19 protein-coding genes, 1 other RNA gene and 1 pseudogene are annotated in these 21,991 nt (G+C 63.9%); 13 read left to right on the top strand and 8 right to left on the bottom strand.

Features of this window, described 5'->3' with window-relative positions; all coding sequences use genetic code 11:
• Positions 1–215 precede the first annotated feature (215 nt).
• The 3 genes from CK221_RS09415 to ffs form a co-directional block, all read right to left on the bottom strand.
• Complete coding sequence (locus CK221_RS09415) at positions 216–539, bottom strand: YbaB/EbfC family nucleoid-associated protein (RefSeq protein WP_066996259.1); 324 nt, start codon at positions 537–539, stop codon at positions 216–218.
• A gap of 89 nt (positions 540–628) precedes the next feature.
• Entirely contained in the window at positions 629–2,440 is a 1,812-nt protein-coding gene (locus CK221_RS09420) for a DNA polymerase III subunit gamma/tau (protein ID WP_095777524.1), read from the bottom strand.
• Positions 2,441–2,546: 106 nt separating this feature from the next.
• An RNA gene (gene ffs, locus CK221_RS09425) (signal recognition particle sRNA small type) lies at positions 2,547–2,643 on the bottom strand.
• Between the two features lie 180 nt (positions 2,644–2,823).
• Between ffs and CK221_RS09430 the strand changes: the two genes are divergently transcribed.
• From CK221_RS09430 to CK221_RS09440, 3 genes are read left to right on the top strand one after another with little or no spacing between them, the layout of a single operon-like run.
• The gene (locus CK221_RS09430; protein WP_066996253.1) at positions 2,824–3,243 is read left to right on the top strand and encodes an HIT family protein; all 420 of its coding nucleotides are present in this window, start codon (positions 2,824–2,826) and stop codon (positions 3,241–3,243) included.
• A 39-nt stretch (positions 3,244–3,282) separates the two neighbouring features.
• A complete protein-coding gene (gene nudC, locus CK221_RS09435) occupies positions 3,283–4,224 on the top strand; it encodes an NAD(+) diphosphatase (protein WP_095777525.1) in 942 nt (313 codons plus the stop codon).
• Positions 4,225–4,234: 10 nt separating this feature from the next.
• Positions 4,235–4,537 carry a Dabb family protein gene (locus tag CK221_RS09440; RefSeq protein WP_095777526.1) on the top strand — a complete coding sequence of 101 codons (303 nt, stop codon included), beginning with the start codon at positions 4,235–4,237 and terminating at the stop codon, positions 4,535–4,537.
• A gap of 269 nt (positions 4,538–4,806) precedes the next feature.
• Here CK221_RS09440 and CK221_RS09445 read toward each other — a convergent pair whose 3' ends face one another.
• Positions 4,807–5,670, bottom strand: coding sequence for a prephenate dehydratase (locus CK221_RS09445; protein WP_066996244.1), 864 nt, complete (start codon positions 5,668–5,670; stop codon positions 4,807–4,809).
• A gap of 26 nt (positions 5,671–5,696) precedes the next feature.
• Complete coding sequence (locus CK221_RS09450; protein ID WP_095777527.1) at positions 5,697–6,425, bottom strand: 3-deoxy-manno-octulosonate cytidylyltransferase; 729 nt, start codon at positions 6,423–6,425, stop codon at positions 5,697–5,699.
• 192 nt (positions 6,426–6,617) lie between these two features.
• Here CK221_RS09450 and CK221_RS09455 point away from each other — a divergent pair, with 192 nt between their 5' ends.
• The 8 genes from CK221_RS09455 (at position 6,618) to CK221_RS09490 (ending at position 16,339) form a co-directional block, all read left to right on the top strand.
• Complete coding sequence (locus tag CK221_RS09455; RefSeq protein ID WP_095777528.1) at positions 6,618–7,319, top strand: cytochrome c family protein; 702 nt, start codon at positions 6,618–6,620, stop codon at positions 7,317–7,319.
• Between the two features lie 156 nt (positions 7,320–7,475).
• Positions 7,476–9,353: an extracellular solute-binding protein gene (locus tag CK221_RS09460; RefSeq protein WP_095777529.1), complete on the top strand. Its 1,878-nt coding sequence runs from the start codon at positions 7,476–7,478 to the stop codon at positions 9,351–9,353.
• Positions 9,353–11,230: an extracellular solute-binding protein gene (locus tag CK221_RS09465; protein WP_095777530.1), complete on the top strand. Its 1,878-nt coding sequence runs from the start codon at positions 9,353–9,355 to the stop codon at positions 11,228–11,230. The genes CK221_RS09460 and CK221_RS09465 overlap by 1 nt, the downstream gene beginning before the upstream one ends.
• On the top strand, positions 11,217–11,510 hold the full coding sequence (locus CK221_RS09470) for a hypothetical protein (protein ID WP_245430596.1): 294 nt from the start codon (positions 11,217–11,219) through the stop codon (positions 11,508–11,510). The genes CK221_RS09465 and CK221_RS09470 overlap by 14 nt, the downstream gene beginning before the upstream one ends.
• Entirely contained in the window at positions 11,510–12,604 is a 1,095-nt protein-coding gene (locus CK221_RS09475) for a microcin C ABC transporter permease YejB (RefSeq protein ID WP_066996227.1), read from the top strand. Before CK221_RS09470 ends, CK221_RS09475 begins: the two co-directional genes overlap by 1 nt.
• Positions 12,604–13,743, top strand: coding sequence for an ABC transporter permease (locus CK221_RS09480; protein ID WP_066996224.1), 1,140 nt, complete (start codon positions 12,604–12,606; stop codon positions 13,741–13,743). Before CK221_RS09475 ends, CK221_RS09480 begins: the two co-directional genes overlap by 1 nt.
• Complete coding sequence (locus CK221_RS09485) at positions 13,740–15,368, top strand: ABC transporter ATP-binding protein (RefSeq protein WP_095777531.1); 1,629 nt, start codon at positions 13,740–13,742, stop codon at positions 15,366–15,368. The genes CK221_RS09480 and CK221_RS09485 overlap by 4 nt, the downstream gene beginning before the upstream one ends.
• A 29-nt stretch (positions 15,369–15,397) precedes the next feature.
• Positions 15,398–16,339: a glyoxylate/hydroxypyruvate reductase A gene (locus CK221_RS09490; protein WP_095777532.1), complete on the top strand. Its 942-nt coding sequence runs from the start codon at positions 15,398–15,400 to the stop codon at positions 16,337–16,339.
• Here CK221_RS09490 and CK221_RS09495 read toward each other — a convergent pair.
• Positions 16,333–16,716 carry a hypothetical protein gene (locus tag CK221_RS09495; protein WP_066996215.1) on the bottom strand — a complete coding sequence of 128 codons (384 nt, stop codon included), beginning with the start codon at positions 16,714–16,716 and terminating at the stop codon, positions 16,333–16,335. The two genes, CK221_RS09490 and CK221_RS09495, sit on opposite strands and share 7 nt — an antisense overlap.
• A gap of 75 nt (positions 16,717–16,791) precedes the next feature.
• Positions 16,792–17,708: pseudogene (locus CK221_RS09500) on the bottom strand (methyltransferase domain-containing protein).
• 108 nt (positions 17,709–17,816) lie between these two features.
• On the opposite strand from CK221_RS09500, the gene CK221_RS09505 reads away from it, so the two are divergent.
• Positions 17,817–18,827: a ligase-associated DNA damage response exonuclease gene (locus CK221_RS09505; protein ID WP_095777609.1), complete on the top strand. Its 1,011-nt coding sequence runs from the start codon at positions 17,817–17,819 to the stop codon at positions 18,825–18,827.
• A 238-nt stretch (positions 18,828–19,065) separates the two neighbouring features.
• Complete coding sequence (locus tag CK221_RS09515) at positions 19,066–20,667, top strand: cisplatin damage response ATP-dependent DNA ligase (RefSeq protein ID WP_095777534.1); 1,602 nt, start codon at positions 19,066–19,068, stop codon at positions 20,665–20,667.
• 104 nt (positions 20,668–20,771) lie between these two features.
• On the opposite strand, the gene CK221_RS09520 is transcribed toward CK221_RS09515, so the two are convergent.
• Positions 20,772–21,974, bottom strand: coding sequence for a hypothetical protein (locus CK221_RS09520; RefSeq protein WP_095777610.1), 1,203 nt, complete (start codon positions 21,972–21,974; stop codon positions 20,772–20,774).
• Positions 21,975–21,991 lie beyond the last annotated feature (17 nt).

The following is a 21,991-nucleotide window of genomic DNA, read 5'->3' on the forward strand; positions in this document are numbered from 1 at the left end:
AAAAAAGCCTCATTTCCAGATGCCAGCCCGCCCCGAGATGTGGCAAGAATGAGACTCTTTCAGGCAAAAAGATGGCTAGATGGTTAGCAACCTCTGGACTTGGGTAAAACTTTATGAATGTCGCGAAATGAGCCCGTGAGCATGCCGGCAAAATGGTTAATATTGCGGCCCAGGGTCAATTCTCGTTCACAATCAATTAACTGGTGGCAGATGCCTTAGAACGGCAATTTCATTCCGGGCGGTATAGGCAAGCCCGCAGTCAATGCCTTGGTCTTTTCCTGCATGACCAGCTCGACCTTATTTTTGGCATCATTGTGAGCGGCCAACAGCAAGTCTTCGAGGATCTCCACCTCGTCGTCCTTCAGCAAGGACGGATCGATCTTCAGCGCCTTCATTTCGAACTTGCCGGTCAGGGTCACGCTAACCAGCCCGCCACCCGCCTGCCCAGTGGCTTCGAGGGTGGCGATCTCGTCCTGCATGGCCTGGAACTTGGCCTGCATTTCCTTCGCCTTGCCCATCAGGCCGAGAAGATCCTTCATCGTGAAACTTCCTCTTGTTGGAATCTCGTTAACGCGAGCATGATCCTGACCGAAACCGGTCCGTACTTTCCCTGACGCGTTCGTCAGCTCTAAATCTCTTCGTCGTCGGCAGCCGGCTCAACCGGCAGGTCGGTGTCAGCGCCTTCCACTTCCGGCACATCGGGAATGCGCACGTCGATGATCTTGGCGCCGGGAAAGCGAGCGAGGATGGCGGCGACGGTCGGATCGCTCCTGGCATCGGAGAAGGCGTTCTCGCGCTTTGTCGTCTCCATCTCGGCCAGCGTCTGGCTACCCTCTTCCTTCGACAGCGAGACCAGCCAGTTGCGGGCGGTCCAGGCACGCAGCTTGGAGGTCAGGTCGTTGAGCAGCATTTTGGGCGCATCGTCGGTCAGGCTGACGTCGATGCGGCCAGGCTCGATGCGCACCAGCCGCACGCAGCGCTTGACCAACACCTTGAAGGCGATGTCGCGGTTGGCATCGGCAAGGGCCACGATGTCGGCCAGCGACTTCACCGGAACGGCCGGTGTTTCGATGACCGGTTCGGGCGCCGGGACGAAGGCGGCGGGCGCGGGCTGCATCTCGACCAGCCGCATGGTCTGCCCTCCGCCGTTAGAGGCCGGCATCCGCGCCGGCGCCACGGCATTTGTGCCGCTGCCACTGCTTGCCGGCGCTCCATTGGCGCGCGGAGCGCCATTCGGCACAGGGGCCGCCCCCTCGAGCGATTTCAGCGTTTCGTCCAGCGTCGGCAGGTCGGCGGCGTGCGCCAGCCGGATCAGCACCATCTCGCCGGCGCTGACCGGACGGTTGGAGGACTGCACCTCGGGAATACCTTTCAGGAGCATCTGCCAGGTTCGCGAGAGCACGCGCACCGACAGCGTGCTCGCAAATTCGGCGCCGCGCCGCCGCTCGTCCTCGGAGAGCGAGGCATCATTGGCCGCGGCCGGCACGAACCGCAGACGCGTAACGAGGTGGTTGAATTCCGCCAGGTCGGTGAGCACCGCGGCCGGATCGGCGCCGGTATCGTATTGCGCGCGGAATTCGGACAAGGCCGCCGCAACATCGCCCTTCATGACGTGCTCGAACAGGTCGATGATACGGGCGCGGTCGGCCAAGCCCAGCATGGCGCGAACGGCGTCGGCGCTGACGGTGCCGCTGCCATGGGCGATCGCCTGATCGAGGATGGAGAGCGAATCGCGCGCCGAGCCCTCGGCGGCCCGCGCAATCATCGCCAAAGCCTCATCATCCACGGAAATGCCTTCCTTGGCGGCAATCGAGGAAAGATGCGCGACGAGCGCGCCGGCATCGATGCGCCTCAGGTCGAAGCGCTGACAGCGCGACAGAACCGTGATCGGCACCTTGCGGATCTCGGTGGTGGCGAAGATGAATTTGACATGCGGCGGCGGCTCCTCCAGCGTCTTCAACAGGCCGTTGAAGGCCTGGGTGGAGAGCATGTGCACTTCGTCGATGATGTAGACCTTGTAGCGGGCCGAGACCGGCGCGTAGCGGACGCGGTCGATGATGTCCCTGATGTCGTCGATGCCGGTATGGGAAGCCGCGTCCATCTCGATGACGTCGACATGGCGGCCTTCCATGATCGCCTGGCAATGCTCGCCGGGGGTCGAAAGGTCGACGGAGGGTTGGTCGACAGTGGCGGTTTTATAGTTCAGGGCGCGTGCGAGAATGCGCGCCGTCGTCGTCTTGCCGACACCGCGCACGCCGGTCAGCATCCAGGCCTGGGCGATGCGGCCAGTGGCGAAGGCATTGGTGAGCGTGCGGACCATCGGCTCCTGGCCGATCAGTTCGGAGAAATTGGAGGGGCGGTATTTGCGCGCCAGCACGCGATAGGCGCCGGCCTTACCTGTCTCCAGGCTTTCTGGCCCCGAATTTCCGGCTTCGCTCATTCGCCGTCAAAAGCTCCAAGGACCGCGACGGAAGGCGGCCGATTCCTGCGCATAGTCTCGCCCGCACGGCTCGGCGCCGTCAATGTCGCGGGAGAAAGGCGAAGAGGCGGGAGGCTGGAACAATGACCCGTTCCGGGCTCGTTAGGGCTGCTTCCTTCCGGACCTGACCCGGTTGGCGAGTGGATCGTCCACCACCAACCTCCCAAGCTCCATATCGGCAATTCAGCGGCGAAATGCAAGGGTCGTAGTGGATCACCGGCCAGGCCATGCGGTGCAGACGACCTTCAAATCCGCAGGAGCGGTCAATGATTCGCTTGCAGCCACCTTGCCGTCGCTCTAGCGTTCAGGGTTTGAAGCATTCTCGAAAAGTGAGGGAAACGCCCATGCTGCCTGGCCTAAAGGCCGGTTTCACACTGGACGCCCGATTGGAGGCGGACAGTGAGCAGCTCATGTGGCTCGGCCTGTGCGAGCTCCGGCTGATGAACGATCGCCGCTGGCCGTGGCTGGTCCTGGTGCCGCAGCGGCCGGGCGTGGAGGAAATCCACGACCTGACGCCGCTCGACCAGACGATGCTGACCTTCGAGACCAATATGGTGGCGCACGCGCTGAAGCGGGTGACCGGCTGCACCAAGATCAACACCGGGGCGCTCGGCAACATCGTGCGCCAGTTGCACGTCCATGTCATCGCCCGCAGCGAGAGCGACCCCGGCTGGCCAGGGCCGGTCTGGGGGCATGGCATGCGCGAGCCGTATGAGCGCTCCGACATCCGCCGGTTTGCCGAAAAGATCAAGGCAGCGCTATAAGCCCATCAGTGTCCACCCCGCGCTTTCCTCGAGTCTCCTATGAACTTTCGTCTGTTTGACGCGCCTTTGCGCGAGCCGAGCCAATTCGTCGGTTTCGCCGGCAACCGGATCGATCGGCAATCGGAAAACCGCGCCGACGACGCGGTCGAGAAGGCGCTTGGCGAGCGATCGGCGCGGCTGATGCTGATGCATGGCGGCAGGCTTTATCTGAAGCTCGACGACGGCAAATTCGACCCATGGTTCGAGGCGGCGGAAAGCGAGGCCTTCGAGGTTTCGCTCGACGGCGGCGTGCTGCTCGGCCTCTCGGAGAGCGGCCCGGTGCTGGCGGTGCCCGCCGGGATCGAACCGGAAAATCTGCCGGAAACGGTGAAGGCGATCGACTACCGCTCCGTCTATATGCAAGGGCTGATCGACGAAGCGGCGGCCGGTGCGCTGGCGCAAGGCGCTGCGCTGCTGGCCTGGCATGCCAGCCACGCTTTCTGCAGCAAATGCGGCAATCGCTCGGAGATGCGCGCCGGCGGCTACAGGCGGCATTGCCCGGCCTGCGGCACCGACCACTTCCCGCGCACCGATCCGGTGGCGATCATGCTGACGGCGACGCGCGAGAAATGCCTGCTCGGGCGCGGCCGGCATTTCGGGCCCGGCATGTATTCGGCCCTTGCCGGCTTCATCGAGCCCGGCGAGACGATCGAGGCGGCGGTGCGCCGCGAGACGCTGGAGGAGGCCGGAATCCGGCTCGGCCGCGTCGTCTACCACGCCAGCCAGCCCTGGCCGTTCCCCTATTCGCTGATGATCGGCTGCTTCGGCGAGCCGCTGAACGAGGACATCCAGGCCGACCTGAACGAGCTCGAAGACTGCCGCTGGTTCTTCCGCGATGAGGTGCGCTCGATGCTGGAGAGGACGCACCCGGGCGGCCTGATCACGCCGCCGAAAGGGGCGATCGCCCACCACCTCATCCGCGCCTGGGTCGACAGCGAATAGGAGCCGAGAAATGATCCGTCATACCGTCGTGTTCACGCTAAAGCATCCGCCGCATTCGCTGGAGGCGAAACGGTTCCTCCACGATGCCAAGAAGATCCTGACGGCGATCAAGGGTGTGACGCATTTCGAGCAGCTGCGCCAAGTGAGCCCCAAGAACGACTATCAGTTCGGCTTCTCGATGGAGTTCGCCGACCAGGCTGCCTACACCAGATACAACGAGCATCCCGACCACGTCGCGTTCGTGCGCGACCGCTGGCTGCCTGAGGTCGAGAAATTTCTCGAGATCGACTATGTCCCGCTCGGCTTTGGCTGAGATTGGATCGAGCGCCGGCGTCTAAGATTGACGCGGACCTCCATGAGGTCGTCATCCCAGGGCGGAGCGACGCGAAGCGGAGCGCAGACCCTGGGATCCATGCCGTTACCTCAGTCGAGGGGCGCAGCGGAGCAGAATCTGGACCGTCCTAACGCGTTGAAGTCCGGGCATGGATCCTCGGGTCTGCGCCGCCTCGCTTCGCTCCTTGCTTCGCCCGTGGATGACGAAGCATCAAGGCCTTTGCCAATCTCGAAGGTCCTAGGAACCACCTAATCGGCGACCTTCCACTGCTCGCGCGACGCGCTTGCCGGATAGACGCCGAGAATGCGCATCTCGCGCGAGAAGAAGCGCAATTCGTCGAGCGCCAGCTTGACCAGCGGATCATCGGGGTGGCCCTCGATGTCGGCATAAAACAGCGTCGCTGTGAAAGCGCCGAGCTGGTAGCTCTCGAGCTTGGTCATGTTGATGCCGTTGGTGGCGAAGCCGCCCATGGCCTTGTAGAGCGCGGCCGGCACGTTGCGGACGCGGAAGATGAAGGTGGTCATCATCTTGGCTTCCAGCGAGGGGCGCTCGGCCCATTGCTTGTTCTTGGTCAGCACGACGAAGCGGGTGACGTTCGAGTCGGTGTCCTCGACATTCTTCTCGATGATGTCGAGGCCGTAGAGCTCGGCGGCAAGCGCAGGCGCAAGTGCCGCCATCGTGCGGTCCTTGACCTCGGAGACCATCTTGGCCGAACCCGCCGTGTCGCCGGCGACAACCGGCTTCCAGCCATTCTTGCGGATGTATTTGCGGCATTGGCCAAGGGCATGGATATGGCTGTGCACGCTTCTGATCTCTTCGCGTTTCACGCCCGGCAGCACCATCAGCTGGAAATGGATGGGCAGGAAATACTCGCCGACGATGTGCAGGCGCGATTCCGGCAAAAGATGATGGATGTCGGCGACGCGCCCGGCAATCGTGTTCTCGATCGGGATCATGGCGAGCTCGGCTTTGCCGGTCTCGACCGCGTTGAAGGCGTCTTCGAAGGTGGGACAGGGCAACGGCTCCATCGAGGGGAACATGTTGCGGCAAGCGGTATCGGAATTGGCGCCCGGCTCGCCCTGGAAGGATATTCTGTTGGTCTTTTCAGGCATGCGCCAAGGTCTCGCTTACGGATGTCTCAGTTTGAAAGAATTTGCCTGGCGCGCTCGAGATCGTCGGGCGTGTCGACGCCGAGCGGCAGCGACCGGACGATCTCGGCATCGATGCGCATGCCGGCTTCCAGCGCCCGCAGCTGCTCCAGCCGCTCACGGCGTTCGAGCGGCGACGGCTTCAGCGCCACGAAGCGTTCCAGCGCTGTCCGGCGGTAGGCATAGAGGCCGATGTGGTGATAGAGCGGGCCCTCCCCCCACGGCGCCGTGGCGCGCGTGAAATAGAGCGCCTTCAGCCTTGTCGCCGAGAGCGGCGAGCCGACGATCTTGACCACGTTCGGATTGGTCCTTTCCTCGTCGCGCACAATCTCGACGCCGAGCGTGGCTATGTCGACCGACGGGTCGGCGAAGGGCCGCAGCGATGCGCCGATGATCTCAGGATCGATCGTCGGCAGATCGCCCTGGACGTTGACGATGGTTTCGACCTTTTTCTCCGGGTCCAGCACGGTGAGGGCCTCGAAGATGCGGTCGGATCCCGATTCGTGGTCCGCGCGCGTCATCACCGCCTCGAAACCGTGATCCCTTGCCGCCGAGGCGACCGCTTCGGTGTCGGTCGCCACCACCACACGGCCGAGCCCAGCCTCGGCGCCGCGGCGGGCGACATGGACGATCATCGGCGCGCCGGCGATGTCGGCCAGCGGCTTGCCCGGCAGGCGCGTCGAGGCCATGCGGGCGGGGATCAGGATCAATGTCGACATGGGACTTCTGGGACAGCCGGGGAAGCGGATGGAAAAGTGGCAAAACGTCTCACTGGAAGCGCCCTTATAGGTGTTGCAACGACGAAGCAAAAGACCTAGTTTCCGCGCGATTTAACGGGCCCGTTGGGGCCTTCGCTATACCGACGGACGGAGTGGACGGGACGGTCCGCCGGAAAAGGGAGCAAGGGGCGTATGGATTCCAACGAAGTCAACAAGCTGCTCGCCGGATTCCTCGGAACCTGTTTCGTCGTCTTTTCCGTGGGTATCGTTTCCGACGGGCTGTTTGCCTCCCCCGCGCCCGAGAAGCCGGGCTTCGCCATCGAGGCGGCCGAGCCGACCGAAGGCGGCGGCGCTGCCGCGCCCGCGGCTGAAGCTAAGCCGATCGCCGACCTGCTCGCAACCGCCAATGCCGAGACGGGCGCCGCTATTTTCAAGAAGTGCCAGGCCTGCCATTCCGGCGAAAAGGGCGGCCCCAACAAGGTCGGTCCGGACCTCTGGGACATCATCGATCGCCCCGTCGCCGAGCATGAGGGCTTCGCCTATTCGGCCGGCATGAAGGATTTCTCCAAGGGCGGCGCCGAGAAGTGGACCTACGACAACCTCAACCACTTCATCAACGCGCCGAAGAAGTTCGTGAAGGGCACGGCGATGGGCTTTGCCGGCCTGCCGAAGGATGAGGACCGCGCCAACGTGATCGCCTATCTGCGCACGCTGTCGGACAATCCGAAGCCGCTGCCGCAGCCGGGCGCTTCGGCGGAAGCCAAGCCCGCCGAAGGCGCCGCCGCGGCGAAGCCGGCCGCAGGTGCGGCACCCGCCAAGCCGGCCGAAGGTGCGGCTCCGGCAAAGCCGGCCGAAGGTGCCGCCCCGGCCAAGCCGGTCGCGCCCGCGCAATAAACATTTCGTCATAAAGACACCTTGGAAAAGCCGGGTTCGTCCCGGCTTTTTTGTTAGGAAAGCCGCATATGCTGAGACAAAAGCCGGCGCTTGCGGTTTTCACCGGCGTCAAATGATCTAGATTGCCGGTGGGTACTGTTGCGACGAGGAGAACGCATGACGGTCGGCCGCTCCCGGACGTTTTTCGCATCGATGCTGGCAATCGCCTTCGCCGCCAGCCTGCAGGCCAGCCTCGCTGATGAGTGGCACACCACGTCCTCGCTGACCGGCCCGTCCAAATACGGCGAAAATTTCCAACGCTACGACTATGTCAATCCGGACGCTCCCAAGGGTGGCGCCCACGACTCCGTCGTTGTCGGCACTTTCGACAGCTTCAATCCCTATATCGTGCCGGGGTCGCCGGCCGCGGGGCTCGCCGGGTTCGGCGGCGGCCTGCTCTACGACACGCTGATGGACCAGGCGACCGACGAGGGCAGCGTCAGCCACCCGCTGGTTGCCGAGGCCTATAAATACCCGCCCGACTATTCCTCTGCGACCTACCGGCTCGACCGGCGAGCGAAATGGCATGACGGCCAGCCGATCACCGTCGACGATGTGGTCTGGTCGTTCCAGGTGCTGAAGGCCAACGCCCCCCAATACAACCGCTATTTCGAGAACGTTACCGACGCGGTGGCGATTTCCGACCGCGAGGTCGAGTTTCATTTCAACCAGAAGGGCAACCGCGAGCTGCCCAAGATTATCGGCGATCTGGTCGTCCTGCCGAAGCACTGGTGGGAGGGCACCGATGCCAGCGGCAAGAAGCGCGACATCACCAGGCCGACGCTCGAGCCGCCGCTGGGATCAGCCGCCTACAAGATCGCCAGCTTCAAGCCGGGTTCCGAGATCGTGTGGCAGCGCGTGGCTGATTACTGGGGCGCCAAGCTGCCGGTGAAGATCGGCCGGGAGAACTTCGACACCCAGCGCTTCACCTACATCCTGGACGAGAATGCTGCGTGGCAGGCATTTACCAAGGGCGGGCTAGACGACATCAAGGCCGAAAACAGCTCGCGGCGTTGGGCGACGGCTTACAACTTTCCGGCGGTGAACGCCGGCGACGTGATCAAAAAGGAATTCAAGACCACTTCCCCGGAGCCGATGCAGGCCTTCATGCTGAACCAGCGCCGGGCGCTGTTCCAGGATCGCCGGGTCCGCGAGGCGCTTACCTATCCCTATGACTTCGAGAGGATGAACCGAACGCTGTTCTTCAATTCCAACACGCGCACCCAAAGCTATTTCCAAGGTACGGAACTCGCGTCGAGCGGATTGCCGCAAGGCAAGGAACTCGAAATCCTCGAGAAGTATCGCGACAAGCTGCCGCCTGAACTGTTCACCCAGGAATTCAAGCTGCCGGTCTACGACTCACCGCAAGCGGAGCGGAAATATCTGAAGCAGGCTGTCGACCTCTTCGCCCAGGCCGGCTGGGTGATCAAGGGCGGCAAGATGATGAACGCCAAGACCGGCGCGCCGTTCAAATTCGAGATCCTCGGCACGTCCGACACGGATCAGATCCTCTCCGGCAACTATATCGCCAATCTGCGCAAGATCGGCGTCGATGCGACGCTGCGCATCATCGACCCAAGCCAGTACGTCAACCGCGTCAACAATTTCGACTACGACGTCATCACCAACGTGCTGCAGCAGTCGGATTCGCCCGGCAACGAACAGCGCGATTTCTGGAGTTCGAAGTCCGCCGATTCACCCGGCTCGCGCAATTACTCCGGCATCAAGGACCCGGTCGTCGACGCGCTGGTGGACCGCGTCATCTTCGCCACCGACCGCGACGATCTCGTCGCCGCCACTCATGCGCTCGATCGCGTGCTGTTGTGGAACTACTATACCGTGCCGCAATACTACCGGGCGGTGGTCTGGCTTGCCTACTGGAACAAGTTCGGCATGCCCGAAAAGCAGCCCAGCTACCGTGGCGCCGATATCGACTCCTGGTGGATCGATACGGCGAAGGAAAAGGCATTGACCGCCAAATACAGGGGCAACTGATGAGGCGGCAGACATTGCTTCCTCGTCGCGACTTCCTGGCGCTCGGCGCGGCGGCGACTGCCGCAGCGCTGCTGCCGGGTCGGGCTTTCGCCCAGACCCCGACCGGTGTCAAATTGCATGGGCTGTCGGCGTTCGGCGATTTGAAATACAAGCCTGACTTCGCGCATTTCGACTATGTCAACGTCGATGCGCCGCAAGGCGGCACCTTCAATTTCTCGCCGCCCAACTGGGGCCAAAACCAGAGCCCTTTGACGTTCAACACGCTGAACTCCTTCGTGCCCAAGGGCGATGCGCCGCAGCGCATGGAAATGTGCTTCGATTCGCTGATGGTGCGGGCGCTCGACGAGCCTGACGCCGTCTATGGGCTGATCGCCGACGGGGTCACAATTTCCGACGACCGCAACGGCTTCACCTTCTCGCTGCGCCCGCAGGCGCGCTTCCATGACGGCACGCCGCTCACCGCCGACGATGTCGCCTTCACCTTCAAACTGCTGAAGGACAAGGGGCATCCGGATTATTCGCTGTCGTTGACGCATCTCGACAACGCGGTGGTGAAGGACGCCCATACGGTCGAGCTCAAGTTCTCCGGCAAGCAATCGGCCCGTACCATCCTGAACGTCGTCGCGTTTCCGATCCTGTCGAAGGCCTTCTTCACGGCCAACCCCTTCGATTCGTCGCAGCTCAACCCGCCGCTCGGCTCGAGCGCGTACAAGGTCGGGCGCTGGTCGGCGGGCGCCTGGATCGAGTACGAGCGGGTGGCCGATTATTGGGGCAACGACCTCCCGGTCAACCGCGGCCAGAACAATTTCGAGCGTATCCGCATCGAGTTCTACCAGGACCGCACGGCCGGCTTCGAAGCCTTCAAGAAGGGCGAGATCCTCTATCGCGAGGAATTCACCTCGCGCGTCTGGGCGACGGCTTACAACTTTCCGGCCTTTACCGACGGCAAGGTGGTGAAGCACGAATTCCCGGCCGAGACGGTGCCGTCGATGCAGGCGACAGCCGTCAACCAACGGCGCGCGCAGTTCCAGGACCCGCGCGTGCGGCAAGCTATCGCGCTCTGCTTCGACTTCGAATGGACGCGGCGCAATTTCTTCTATGGCTCCTATGAGCGCTCGCAATCCTGCTTCGAGAAATCCGACTTTCGCGCCGAAGGCATGCCGCCGCCGCCAGAACTCGCGCTGATGGAGCCCCTGCGCGAGAAGCTGCCGCCGGAGGCCTTCGGCGAAGCGGTGACGCAGCCAGCCTCGGACGGCTCGGGACGCGACCGCAAACTGCTTGGTAAGGCGGCGAAGCTGCTTGCCGAAGCCGGCTGGAAACGCTCCAACGATTTCGTCGTCAACGACAAGGGCGCGCGGTTGCCCGCCGAGTTCCTCGTGGAAGACGAGACCTTCGTGCAGGTCTATTCGCCCTGGGTCGCCAACATGAAGGCGATCGGCATCAACGCTTCGATCCGGCTGGTCGATTCCGCCCAATACCAGCTCAGGCAATCGACCTTCGATTTCGATCTGATCTCGGCCGCCTTCTCCTTCAGCGCCACGCCGACACGCGACGACCTCGAGATCTTCTTCCATTCGCGAAGCGCGTCGGTCTCAGGCTCTCGGAACCTGCCGGGCATAGCGAGTGCGGCTATTGACGCGCTGATCGACGCCGTCGGCGCGGCCAAGGACCGTGAGAGCCTCACCGTCGCCATGCGGGCGCTCGATCGGGCCTTGCGCGCTCGGCGCGATTGGATTCCAAGTTGGTATCTGGCGAATCACCGAAGCGCCTATTGGGACATGTTCGGCTTTCCCGAGCAGAAGCCCGATTTCGGCTTTCCGGTCGAAGCGCTGTGGTGGGTCGACAAGGGCAAGGCGGCGAAAATTGGCAAAGGGTGAATTTCATGCGGGCGAAGGTGCCGCCCCTCACCTGCCTGCCGGCATCCTCTCCCCGTATAGTGACGGGGAGAGGGAAGCCTTCATCTTTGGTTTCGCCAATCACAAGCGGCGTGGCGAAAGTGCCGAGATTGCGGCCAGCCCCTTTCTCCCCGTCACTATAGGAGGAGAAATGTCCGGCAGGACGATGAGGGGCGGCGCCGACGCCGACAATTGGTCTGAAGCGATTGCCTCGGGGCCACCTCCAGATACAGTGGTCTTCCCCAAGGAGGGCAACATCTGATGGGCGCCTATATCCTGCGCCGCATCCTTCTGATGATCCCGACGCTGTTTGGCATCATGGCGATCTCGTTCGCCGTCATCCAGTTCGCGCCGGGCGGCCCGGTCGAGCAGGTCATCGCCAAGCTCACCAATCAGGGCGGCACCGATCGCCTGGGCGGCGGCGGTGGCGACGCGGGCGCCACCAATTTCGACGTCGCCGGCGATGTCGGCTCGAAATATCGCGGCGCCCAAGGGTTGGACCCCGAATTCATCAAGAAGCTCGAAAAGCAGTTCGGCTTCGACAAGCCGCCGCTCGAGCGCTTCGGCATGATGCTGTGGAACTATGCCCGCTTCGACTTCGGCGACAGTTATTTCCGCGACATCTCGGTGCTCGACCTGATCCTGGAAAAGATGCCGGTGTCGATCTCGATCGGGCTCTGGATCACGCTGCTCTCCTACCTGATCTCGATCCCGCTCGGCATCCGCAAGGCGGTGCAGGACGGCTCGACCTTCGATGTTTGGACGAGCGGCGTGGTGATCGTCGGCTACGCCATCCCGGGCTTCCTGTTCGGCATCCTTTTGATGGTGCTGTTTGCCGGCGGCTCGTTCTGGGATTGGTTCCCGCTGCGCGGCATCGTTTCCGACAATTGGGACCAGTTGTCCTGGCCGGACAAGATCATCGACTATTTCTGGCACATGACGCTGCCGCTGACCGCGCTTGTGCTGTCGGCCTTCGCCACGACGACGCTTTTGACCAAGAACTCGTTCCTCGAGGAGATCCGCAAGCAATATGTGGTGACGGCGCGCGCCAAGGGTCTCTCGGAGCGCAAAGTGCTTTATGGCCATGTCTTCCGCAACGCTATGCTGATCGTTATCGCAGGGTTCCCGGGAGCCTTCATCTCGGCCTTCTTCACCGGCTCGCTGCTGATCGAGAACATCTTCTCGCTCGACGGGCTCGGCCTGCTCGGCTTCAAGTCGGTGATCGACCGCGACTATCCGGTGGTCTTCGCCAATCTCTACATCTTCTCGCTGCTCGGCCTGTTCGTCGCCCTGCTGTCGGACCTGATCTACACCTGGGTCGATCCGCGCATCGATTTCGAGCGGAGAGACGTCTGATGACGGCAGCTTCGGCAGAAACCAAGCCGGCCCGCGCCGCCCGGCCGTGGTTGTCGCCGCTCAATCAGCGGCGGCTGCAAAACTTCAAGGCGAACCGGCGCGGCTACTGGTCGCTGTGGATCTTCCTGTTGCTGTTCGTGCTGTCGCTGTTTTCCGAATTGATCGCCAACGACAAGCCCATCATCGCCTCCTACAAGGGCGAGATCCTGTTTCCGGTGCTGGTCGCCTATCCGGAGGAGAAATTCGGCGGCTTCTATGCCGTCACGGACTATCGCGATCCGGTGATCCAGGACGAGATCAATGCCAATGGCTGGATGATCTGGCCGCCGGTCCGCTACTCCTACCAAACGGTCAACAACGCCATCCCTGAAGCCGCACCCGCCAAGCCGTCATGGCTTTACGACAAGAAGACGCGCTGCAGCCAGTATCCGCAGGGCGAAGCCGATCCCAACTGCGTCGTCGGCAACTGGAATTGGCTGGGCACCGACGACCAGGCGCGGGACGTGCTGGCACGCGTGCTTTACGGCTTCCGCATCTCGGTGCTGTTCGGGCTGATCCTGACGCTCGGCTCCTCGCTGATCGGCGTCGCGGCGGGCGCGGTGCAAGGCTATTTCGGTGGCTGGACGGACCTTCTGTTCCAGCGCTTTATCGAAATCTGGTCGGCGATCCCGGTGCTTTATCTGCTGCTCATCGTCTCCGCCATCTTGCCGCCCGGCTTCTTCATCCTGCTCGGCCTGATGCTGCTGTTCTCCTGGGTGGCGCTGGTCGGCGTGGTGCGGGCCGAGTTCCTGCGCGCGCGCAACTTCGAATATGTCAATGCCGCGCGCGCGCTTGGCGTGCCCAACCTCACCATCATGTTCCGCCACCTCCTGCCCAACGCCATGGTGGCGACGCTGACCTTCCTGCCGTTCCTGCTCTCGGGCTCGATCTCGACGCTGACCTCGCTCGACTATCTCGGCTTCGGCCTGCCGCCGGGTTCGGCCTCGCTCGGCGAATTGCTGAAGCAGGCGCAGCGCAATCTCAACGCGCCCTGGCTCGGCATCTCCGGCTTCATCGTGATTTCGCTGATGCTGTCGCTGCTGGTCTTCATCGGCGAAGCGACGCGCGACGCCTTCGATCCGCGCAAGACGTTCAAATGAGCGAGCCCCTGCTTTCCGTCCGCGATTTGAGTGTCGCCTTCGCGCAAGGCGGCAATCAGTCGTTCGCCGTCGACCACGTCTCCTTCGATATTGGCAAGGGCGAGACAGTGGCGCTGGTCGGCGAATCCGGGTCCGGCAAATCGGTCTCGGCGCTCTCGGTGCTGAAGCTGTTGCCCTACCCGTCGGCCAGCCACCCCTCCGGAAAGATCCTGTTCCACGGCGCCGATCTGCTCCACGCCAACGAAAGGACGCTGCGCGGCGTGCGCGGCAACAAGATCACCATGATCTTCCAGGAGCCGATGACCTCGCTCAATCCGCTGCACACGATCGAGCAGCAGATCGTCGAGGTGCTGAAGCTGCATCAGGGGCTGGGCGATCGCCAGGCCCACGCTCGCACGTTGGAGCTGCTCACCGAGGTCGGCATACGCGACCCGCAGAAGCGGCTCGATGCCTATCCGCACCAGCTCTCCGGCGGCCAGCGCCAGCGCGTCATGATCGCCATGGCCTTGGCCAACGAGCCGGAACTCTTGATCGCCGACGAGCCGACGACGGCGCTCGACGTGACCGTGCAGGCGCAGATCCTCGAACTGCTCGCCGGCCTGAAAAGCCGCAAGCGCATGTCGATGCTATTCATCACCCATGACCTCGGCATCGTCAGAAAGATCGCCGACCGCGTCTGCGTCATGACGAAGGGCAAAATAGTCGAGACCGGGCCGACCAAGGAGATCTTCGCCAACCCGCAACACGCCTATACCAAGCACCTCTTGGCCGCCGAGCCGAAGGGCAAACCGCCGGCGGCGAATGCCGATGCCACGGCGGTGATGACCGGCAAGGACATCAAGGTCTGGTTCCCGATCAAGCGGGGCTTCTTCCGCCGCACCGTCGACCATGTGAAGGCGGTGGACGGCATCGACGTTACCGTGCGCGCCGGCCAGACGCTCGGCGTCGTCGGTGAATCCGGCTCCGGCAAGACGACGCTAGGCCTTGCGCTCGCGCGGATGATCTCGTCCACGGGCGCGATCAACTTCAACGGGCGCGACATCAACCAGCTTTCCTTCAGCGCCATGCGGCCGCTGCGGCGCGAGCTGCAGATCGTCTTCCAGGACCCGTTCGGATCCTTGAGCCCGCGCATGTCGGTCGCGGAGATCATCGAGGAAGGGCTGAAGATCCACGCGCCGAAACTCTCGCCCGATGAGCGCGACGACAAGGTCGTCGAGGTGCTGAAGGAAGTCGGTCTCGACCCGGAGACGCGTCACCGCTATCCGCATGAATTCTCGGGCGGCCAGCGCCAGCGCGTCGCCATCGCACGCGCCATGGTGCTCAACCCGCGCTTCGTCATGCTCGACGAGCCGACTTCGGCGCTCGACATGAGCGTGCAGGCGCAGGTGGTCGATCTGTTGCGCAACCTGCAGGCCAGGCACAACCTCGCCTATCTCTTCATCAGCCACGACCTGAAGGTCATCCGCGCCCTTGCCAACGACGTGATCGTCATGCGCAATGGTCAGATCGTCGAAGCCGGGCCGTCCGAACAGATTTTCGACCGCCCGCAAACCGACTATACGAGGGCGCTGATCTCGGCCGCGTTCCGGATCGAAACGGCACCGACCGGGGTCGTCAGCGAGTAGGCTGGAAACACAGGAAAGACACTGCGCGAATGGAAAAAGGCAAAGTTCTGCTTGCCCTCACCGGCTTTCACCCGCAGCGCTGGCGCGAACTGCTCGCGGCCGAGCGCGAGGTGGTGCTGGAGCCCGATGGTCCGAGCGATCCCTCGATCGCTTATGCAGTGGTGTGGAAGCAGAAACCGAATCTGTTGTCGTCGCTGCCCAATTTGCGCGCCATCTTCTCGATCGGCGCAGGCGTCGACCATATCTTCGCCGACCCCGGCCTGCCCGAGGTGCCGATCGTCCGGGTCGTTGCCGACAATCTCACGCAATACATGACCGAGTATGTCGTCTGGCGCGTGCTCGACCACCATCGCCAGGGCATGCTCTACCGAGCGCAGCAGCAGAAGAAGACCTGGCACGAGCCGCCGCAACGCCCGGCCGGCGACATCTCCGTCGGCATCATGGGTCTCGGCAACCTTGGCCGCGCCGCGGCATCGGTGCTTTTGGCGCTAGGCTTCGCCGTGAACGGCTGGTCGCGAACCGAGCACCCGATGCAGGGGGTCTCGACCTATTCCGGCGAAGGCGGGCTGATCCCCTTCCTCAACGCCACCGACATCCTGGTGGTGCTGTTGCCGCTGACGCCGCGCACGCAAGGCATCGTCAATTACGCCGTTCTGAAGGAATTGCGCAAACGCAACGGCCTCGGCGGCTCGGTGCTGATCAACGCCGGGCGCGGGCGGCTGCAGAAGGATGCCGACATCCTGCGCGCGCTGGAAGACGGCACGCTGAAGGAAGCGAGCCTGGACGTGTTCGAGGTCGAGCCGCTGCCCAAGACGAGCCCGTTGTGGAGCCATCCGAAAGTGTTCGTGACGCCGCATGCGGCGGCGACCTCGGACCCGGCCCATCTGGTGCCGATCATGCTTCGGCAGATGGCCGCCTTCGAGCGCGGCGAAAAGCTCGAAAACGTCGTCGATCGCGAAGCGGGTTACTGAGCAGACGCCGGCTTCGAGCCCGGCAGCGCGAACTTGTCCTTCTTCTTCGGCTTGCCGCAATCGCGCCGTTCGATCGAGCGGTTCATTGCGTCGATCTCGCCGCTCGCCTTGTCGCTGTCGCGCTGCGCCCTGGAGCGCATGTCCGGCGTGAACGGGCCAAAACCCATCGCCGGATTGGAGAAAGCCGGTTTTGCGGTGACCGGCAGATTGTATTGCTGCGCCAGCGCGTTGCGATTGGCTAGCAGCTGGTCGCAGGGCACGCTGTCATATTGCAGCGAGGATTGGACGTTTTCGTCCTGGCGCTCCGCCATCGAAGTGCCGCCAACGCAGCCGGCCGTCATCAGGCAAGATGCCAACACAGCCATGGTCCAGCGCATGGTAATTCTCCGTGCCATATCGCCCAAGCCTAAGCCGACACGCGATTCGGGCTTTTTCGCGAGCAGCCGTCGCCCTCATTCCGCCGGCCTGCGACGGGCTATTACAGCAAGGCCTCCTACGGCCTCGCCGCGGTCATGCCGGATGGTCGTGCTTTCCAGCGACAGGATCGCAAACCCGCTGTCGGCGAGAACGTGCCGCACATAAGCCTCGGAATGCGCGTAGCGCCGCGAGGGCAGCAATGCAAAGTCATCGCCACCGGCAAATGTCTCGACCGAGAACGCACAGAGCCCTTCATCGACCAGACTGTCGGCAACTGCTCCAACAATGCGTTCGAGCGCCCCGACATAGATGAACACGTCGGCGGCGACCACGAGGTCGGCTTTCGCGTCGGGTCGAGAAAAATGCTGGAGATCGGACTTGGAAAGCCGGTCGTAGATGCCTTTGGCGCGCGCCTTCCGCAACATGCTGCTCGAAATGTCATAGCCTTCCAGCCGGTCGACGATCGGGCGCAGCCTTTCGCCCATCAGCCGGTGCCGCAGCCGAGGTCGAGCGCCAGCCGGAACCGGCTCGGGCTCGCCGCGCGAATGGCGCGCTCGAGAAACTCGGGCATCCGATAGCGGAGTTTCCCGACCAGGGATTGCTCGAAACTGTCGGCATAGTGATCGAACAGGGTCTCGACGAAAGCGCTGGGCGGAGCCGCTGCCACCGGCGCATGACCGATCAGTTGCAGCTTGAGCGCGGAACCCAGCCGGTCCGCGGGATCGAGCTTCATGGCCATCGCCCATGCGTGGGCGGCCTGGTGGGGAAAACGTGCGGCTTCCTGCATCTCGCCGAGCCGGAACCAGCCCGCCGTCCATTGCGGCGCCAGCTCCAGCGCGCCAAGCAAAAGCTCCGCCGCCTGCGCAGGCTCGCCGGAGGTCAGCAGCATCTCGGCAAAGTCGGCGCGACGGTCGGCGTTCAAATCGCCGGACGAGGCCTGAAGTGGTTTCATGGTTCCATCGATCCCGCCGGTGTGCGAACCGGCGGCCGGCTGTAGGACGAGTCAGCAGTCTGTTGCAACAGGCTTCCCGCGTCGAATTTAGCCACTATGTTCAAGGCCATGCGCGCCAGCGACCTGCTCAAGCCACGACCCGAAGGGCTCTACTGTCCGCCAGGCGATTTCTTCATCGATCCGGTGCGGCCGGTCAGCCGCGCGCTGATCACGCACGGCCATTCCGATCATGCGCGCTCGGGCCACCGCTCGGTGCTTGCCACCCAGCAAACACTCGACATCATGGGCCTGCGCTATGGCGAGGATTTCGCCGAAACCACGCAGGCAGCCGTCATCGGCGAGACGATCGATATCAACGGCGTCTCCGTCACTTTCCATCCGGCCGGGCATGTGCTGGGTTCGGCGCAGATCGTCGTCGAGCATCAGGGCCTGCGCATCGTCGCCTCCGGCGACTACAAGCGCCAGAAGGACGCTACCTGCTTGCCGTTCGAGCCGGTGCCTTGCGATGTCTTCATCACCGAGGCGACCTTCGGGCTGCCGGTGTTCCGGCACCCGCCGGACCATGAGGAGATCGCGCGCCTGCTCAAATCGGCGATGCAATTTCCCGAGCGTTCGCACCTGATCGGCGCCTATGCGCTGGGCAAGGCGCAGCGCGTCATGCGGCTGCTGCGCGAGGCCGGTTACGACAGGCCGATCTACATCCACGGCGCGCTCGCCAAGCTCAGCGAATATTACCAGAGCCAAGGCATCGATCTGGGGCAACTCGAACCAGCGACGGTGGAAAGCGGCGGCAAGGCCGATTTCGAAGGCGCCATCGTCGTCGGGCCGCCGGCCGCCTTCGCCGACCGCTGGGCGCGGCGCTTCCCCGACCCGATCGCCTGCTTCGCTTCAGGTTGGATGCGCATCCGTCAGCGCGCCAAGCAGGGCGGCGTCGAGCTGCCGCTGATCATTTCCGACCATGCCGACTGGGACGAGCTCATCACCACGATCAAGGAAACGGGCGCCGAGGAGATCTGGGTGACACATGGCCGCGAAGAAGCGCTGGTGCGCTGGTGCGAGTTGGAGGGCATCGCCGCAAGGCCGCTGCATCTGGTGGGCTACGAGGACGAGGGCGACTGATGGAACAGTGTTCGCCAATCGCCGCCGCCGAGTTCTACGGCGCCCCCCTCTGTCCTGCCGGACATCTCCCCCTCAAAGGGGGAGATTGGCAGTTTCAGCGCCGACGCATCTCCCGCGACGCGAGAGATTGGCGAAAGCCGGCGCGGCATCTGATCTCCCCCCTTGAGGGGGAGATGGCCGGCAGGACAGAGGGGGGCGCCTCGCGCCTGCTCTCGCGATTGGCATGGCGCTACCAACGATGAACCGCTTCGCCGAGCTCCTCGACCGGCTGGTGCTGACGCCTTCGCGCAACGGCAAGCTGACGCTGCTCACCGACTATTTCCGCAGCGTCGAGGATCCCGACCGCGGGCTGGCGCTGGCGGCGATCACCGGCGATCTGTCGATCGCGGCGGTGAAGCCGGCGATGCTGCGCGCGCTGGTGGTCGAGCGGATGGACCCCGTGCTGTTCGGCTATTCCTACGATTATGTCGGCGATCTCGCCGAGACGGTGTCGCTGGTCTGGCCGCAGCCGGCCGGCCACATACCGAACCACGCGCCGACGCTCGCCGAAGTGGTCGGCAAGCTGCAGGCGGCGAGCCGCTCCGACGGGCCGCAGGTGCTCGCCAGGCTTCTCGACAGCGCCAGCATCTCTGCGCGCTTCGCCATCATCAAGCTGGTTACCGGCGGGTTGCGCATCGGCGTGTCGGCGCGGCTTGCCAAGCAGGCGTTGGCCGATCTCGGCCAAGTCGATGTCGTCGAGATCGAGGAGCTCTGGCACGGGCTGACGCCACCCTACACGGCGCTCTTTGCGTGGCTGGAAGGCCGGGCGGAAAAACCGAGAAGCGCCGCGCTCGCATTGTTCCGGCCGGTGATGCTGTCCAACGCGGTCGACGACGGCGATTTGGAAAAGCTCGAACCGGCCGATTATGCGGCGGAGTGGAAGTGGGACGGCATCCGCGTCCAGGCGGTGTGCGAGGGCGGCATCCGCCGGCTGTATTCGCGCACCGGCGACGATGTTTCCGGCGCCTTCCCGGACCTCGCCGCGACGATGGATTTCGAGGCGGCGCTCGACGGCGAATTGTTGGTCGGCGACCCGCGCGAGGCGACCGGAACCTTCTCCGACCTGCAGCAGCGGCTGAACCGCAAGAGCGTCTCGCCAAAAATCCAGCAGCAATATCCGGCCTTCATGCGCTGCTACGACGCGCTGCAAATCAACGGCAAGGATTTGCGCAGCCTCCCCTTCGCCGAGCGCCGCACCCGGCTCGGAGCCTTCGTCCAGACGCTCGATCCCAGCCGCTTCGACCTTTCGCCGCTGGTCGAATTTTCGGATTGGGAGACGCTGGAGCGGCTGCGCCAGGGGCCGCCGCATCCGATCATCGAAGGGGTGATGCTGAAGCGCTGGGATTCGCCCTATCTTGCCGGCCGGCCGAAAGGCCCCTGGTTCAAGTGGAAGCGCGATCCGCACACGATCGATGCGGTGCTGATGTATGCGCAGCGCGGCCACGGCAAGCGCTCGAGCTTCTATTCCGACTACACCTTCGGGGTCTGGTCCGGCCCGGAGGGATCGGAAGAGCTGGTGCCGGTCGGCAAGGCTTATTTCGGCTTCACCGACGAGGAGCTGCGGCAAATCGACAAATATGTGCGCGACCATACGATCGAGCGGTTCGGGCCGGTGCGCTCGGTGCGCGCCGATCGCAAGAATGGGCTGGTGCTGGAAGTGGCCTTCGAAGGCCTCAATCGCTCGACGCGCCATAAATCGGGCGTCGCGATGCGCTTCCCGCGCATCTCACGGCTGCGCTGGGACAAGCCGGCCGCCGAGGCCGACCGGATCGAGACGCTGCAGGCGCTGCTCGACAGCTAGAAATCTGCCGACGCTTCACCCCACCCGGCGCTTCGCGCCGACCTTCCCATCGAGGGGAGGTCCGTCGCATCCCTGGAGATAGCCCCTCGCTGCCGATGCCGAGGTCACTCCGCGATCGATACGCGGATCTCGTAGATGTCGACGGACTTGCCCTGCTTGTCGAAGTCGGAGTTGACGGCGATGGTGCCGGCCGCACCCGGGTGCTTGTTCGGGAACTGCACGTCGAACAGGTATTCGTTGCGCTCATGGCCGACGGCATAGCGCTTGCGGCCGCAATCGCCGAGCTCGCCGAAATTGCAGTCGACCGAGATCTGCGTCTCCTTGCCTTCTTCCGAGCGGGCGATGATGTCAAACATGGCATGCTTGCCGGCGAGCTTTTCCAGCACGCCCTGGCCGACATCGAAGGCAATGGCCGAGCCGGATGCGCCCGAGCGGACGCGCAGGAACTGCCCGGTGTCGTCCTTCATCACATCTGCGGCGGCGTCGGACGGTGTGCTGACATGGGTCGGATCGCTGGGCGAGAAGACGTTGATCCAGTTCTTCGACTGATCCGCCTCGCCGGGCTTTTGCGGCGAACCGGTGTCGGCTGGCTGCGAGGAGTCTTCGTCTTCCAGCGTCGGGGTCGGCTCTGGCGGACCGGTGTTGAGTTCAGCCGCCGTCTTGAAGACGCCGGTCTGCTTGGCGAAATAGAGGCCGATGCCGGCAGCCGCCAGCAGAGTCGCCGCGACAAAGATGGCGGTGAGCGGCAGGCGCCGGCCACGGATACGCCGTTCATCGCGATCCGGCGCCACTTCGGCGCCGTTGCCGATGGACGCTCCGGGGGAGTCATCAAGCGTCGGCGCGTTCGGAAGCGCCTCGTCCGGCATGATGTCGGGCACGCGGGGCAGCACGCGCGAGCGCGGCGCATCCGATGTGTCGGGCTGCACCGGACCGTCGACGGTGATCGACGGCGACGGTGCCGCCTGGTCGGGGCCCCGCGGGGCATCCACCGGCGGCGCGGGAGACTGGCTCGGCGTGTCGACCGCCGGCCCCGGCGCGGCGTTGCCGACGAATGGACCGCTGTCCAGCGGAAGCGTCACGTCAGGAACGGCCTGGACAGCCGGCAGGAATTCGGATTCGATCTCGGTGATCTTGGCCTGCACCGCCTTGCGGCGGTTGATGGCGGCTTCCACCGTCACGTTCGGGTTGGCCTGCAGCACGCGATCGAGCGCGGCAAAGGCCGAGCGATAGACCTTCTCGCGAAACGCCCGGTCCTCGGGATTGCCTTTCTCGAAGGCGTTGCGGATCGCTTTCTCGATGGCGTCCAAGCGAGCTCCCTCTGCGC

The organism is Mesorhizobium sp. WSM3868 (assembly GCF_002294785.1).
Classification (GTDB): domain Bacteria; phylum Pseudomonadota; class Alphaproteobacteria; order Rhizobiales; family Rhizobiaceae; genus Mesorhizobium.

What these genes read in the sequence shown, in the direction of transcription:
- CK221_RS09490 (WP_095777532.1), top strand. Translation starts at nt 15,398, where the DNA reads ATGGAAAAAGGCAAAGTTCTGCTTGCCCTCACCGGCTTTCACCCGCAG.
- CK221_RS09505 (WP_095777609.1), top strand. Translation starts at nt 17,817, where the DNA reads ATGCGCGCCAGCGACCTGCTCAAGCCACGACCCGAAGGGCTCTACTGT.
- CK221_RS09485 (WP_095777531.1), top strand. Translation starts at nt 13,740, where the DNA reads ATGAGCGAGCCCCTGCTTTCCGTCCGCGATTTGAGTGTCGCCTTCGCG.
- CK221_RS09430 (WP_066996253.1), top strand. Translation starts at nt 2,824, where the DNA reads ATGCTGCCTGGCCTAAAGGCCGGTTTCACACTGGACGCCCGATTGGAG.
- CK221_RS09440 (WP_095777526.1), top strand. Translation starts at nt 4,235, where the DNA reads ATGATCCGTCATACCGTCGTGTTCACGCTAAAGCATCCGCCGCATTCG.
- CK221_RS09450 (WP_095777527.1), bottom strand. Translation starts at nt 6,425, where the DNA reads ATGTCGACATTGATCCTGATCCCCGCCCGCATGGCCTCGACGCGCCTG.
- CK221_RS09420 (WP_095777524.1), bottom strand. Translation starts at nt 2,440, where the DNA reads ATGAGCGAAGCCGGAAATTCGGGGCCAGAAAGCCTGGAGACAGGTAAG.
- CK221_RS09460 (WP_095777529.1), top strand. Translation starts at nt 7,476, where the DNA reads ATGACGGTCGGCCGCTCCCGGACGTTTTTCGCATCGATGCTGGCAATC.
- CK221_RS09515 (WP_095777534.1), top strand. Translation starts at nt 19,066, where the DNA reads ATGAACCGCTTCGCCGAGCTCCTCGACCGGCTGGTGCTGACGCCTTCG.
- CK221_RS09455 (WP_095777528.1), top strand. Translation starts at nt 6,618, where the DNA reads ATGGATTCCAACGAAGTCAACAAGCTGCTCGCCGGATTCCTCGGAACC.
- CK221_RS09465 (WP_095777530.1), top strand. Translation starts at nt 9,353, where the DNA reads ATGAGGCGGCAGACATTGCTTCCTCGTCGCGACTTCCTGGCGCTCGGC.
- CK221_RS09480 (WP_066996224.1), top strand. Translation starts at nt 12,604, where the DNA reads ATGACGGCAGCTTCGGCAGAAACCAAGCCGGCCCGCGCCGCCCGGCCG.
- CK221_RS09415 (WP_066996259.1), bottom strand. Translation starts at nt 539, where the DNA reads ATGAAGGATCTTCTCGGCCTGATGGGCAAGGCGAAGGAAATGCAGGCC.
- nudC (WP_095777525.1), top strand. Translation starts at nt 3,283, where the DNA reads ATGAACTTTCGTCTGTTTGACGCGCCTTTGCGCGAGCCGAGCCAATTC.
- CK221_RS09475 (WP_066996227.1), top strand. Translation starts at nt 11,510, where the DNA reads ATGGGCGCCTATATCCTGCGCCGCATCCTTCTGATGATCCCGACGCTG.
- CK221_RS09445 (WP_066996244.1), bottom strand. Translation starts at nt 5,670, where the DNA reads ATGCCTGAAAAGACCAACAGAATATCCTTCCAGGGCGAGCCGGGCGCC.
- CK221_RS09495 (WP_066996215.1), bottom strand. Translation starts at nt 16,716, where the DNA reads ATGCGCTGGACCATGGCTGTGTTGGCATCTTGCCTGATGACGGCCGGC.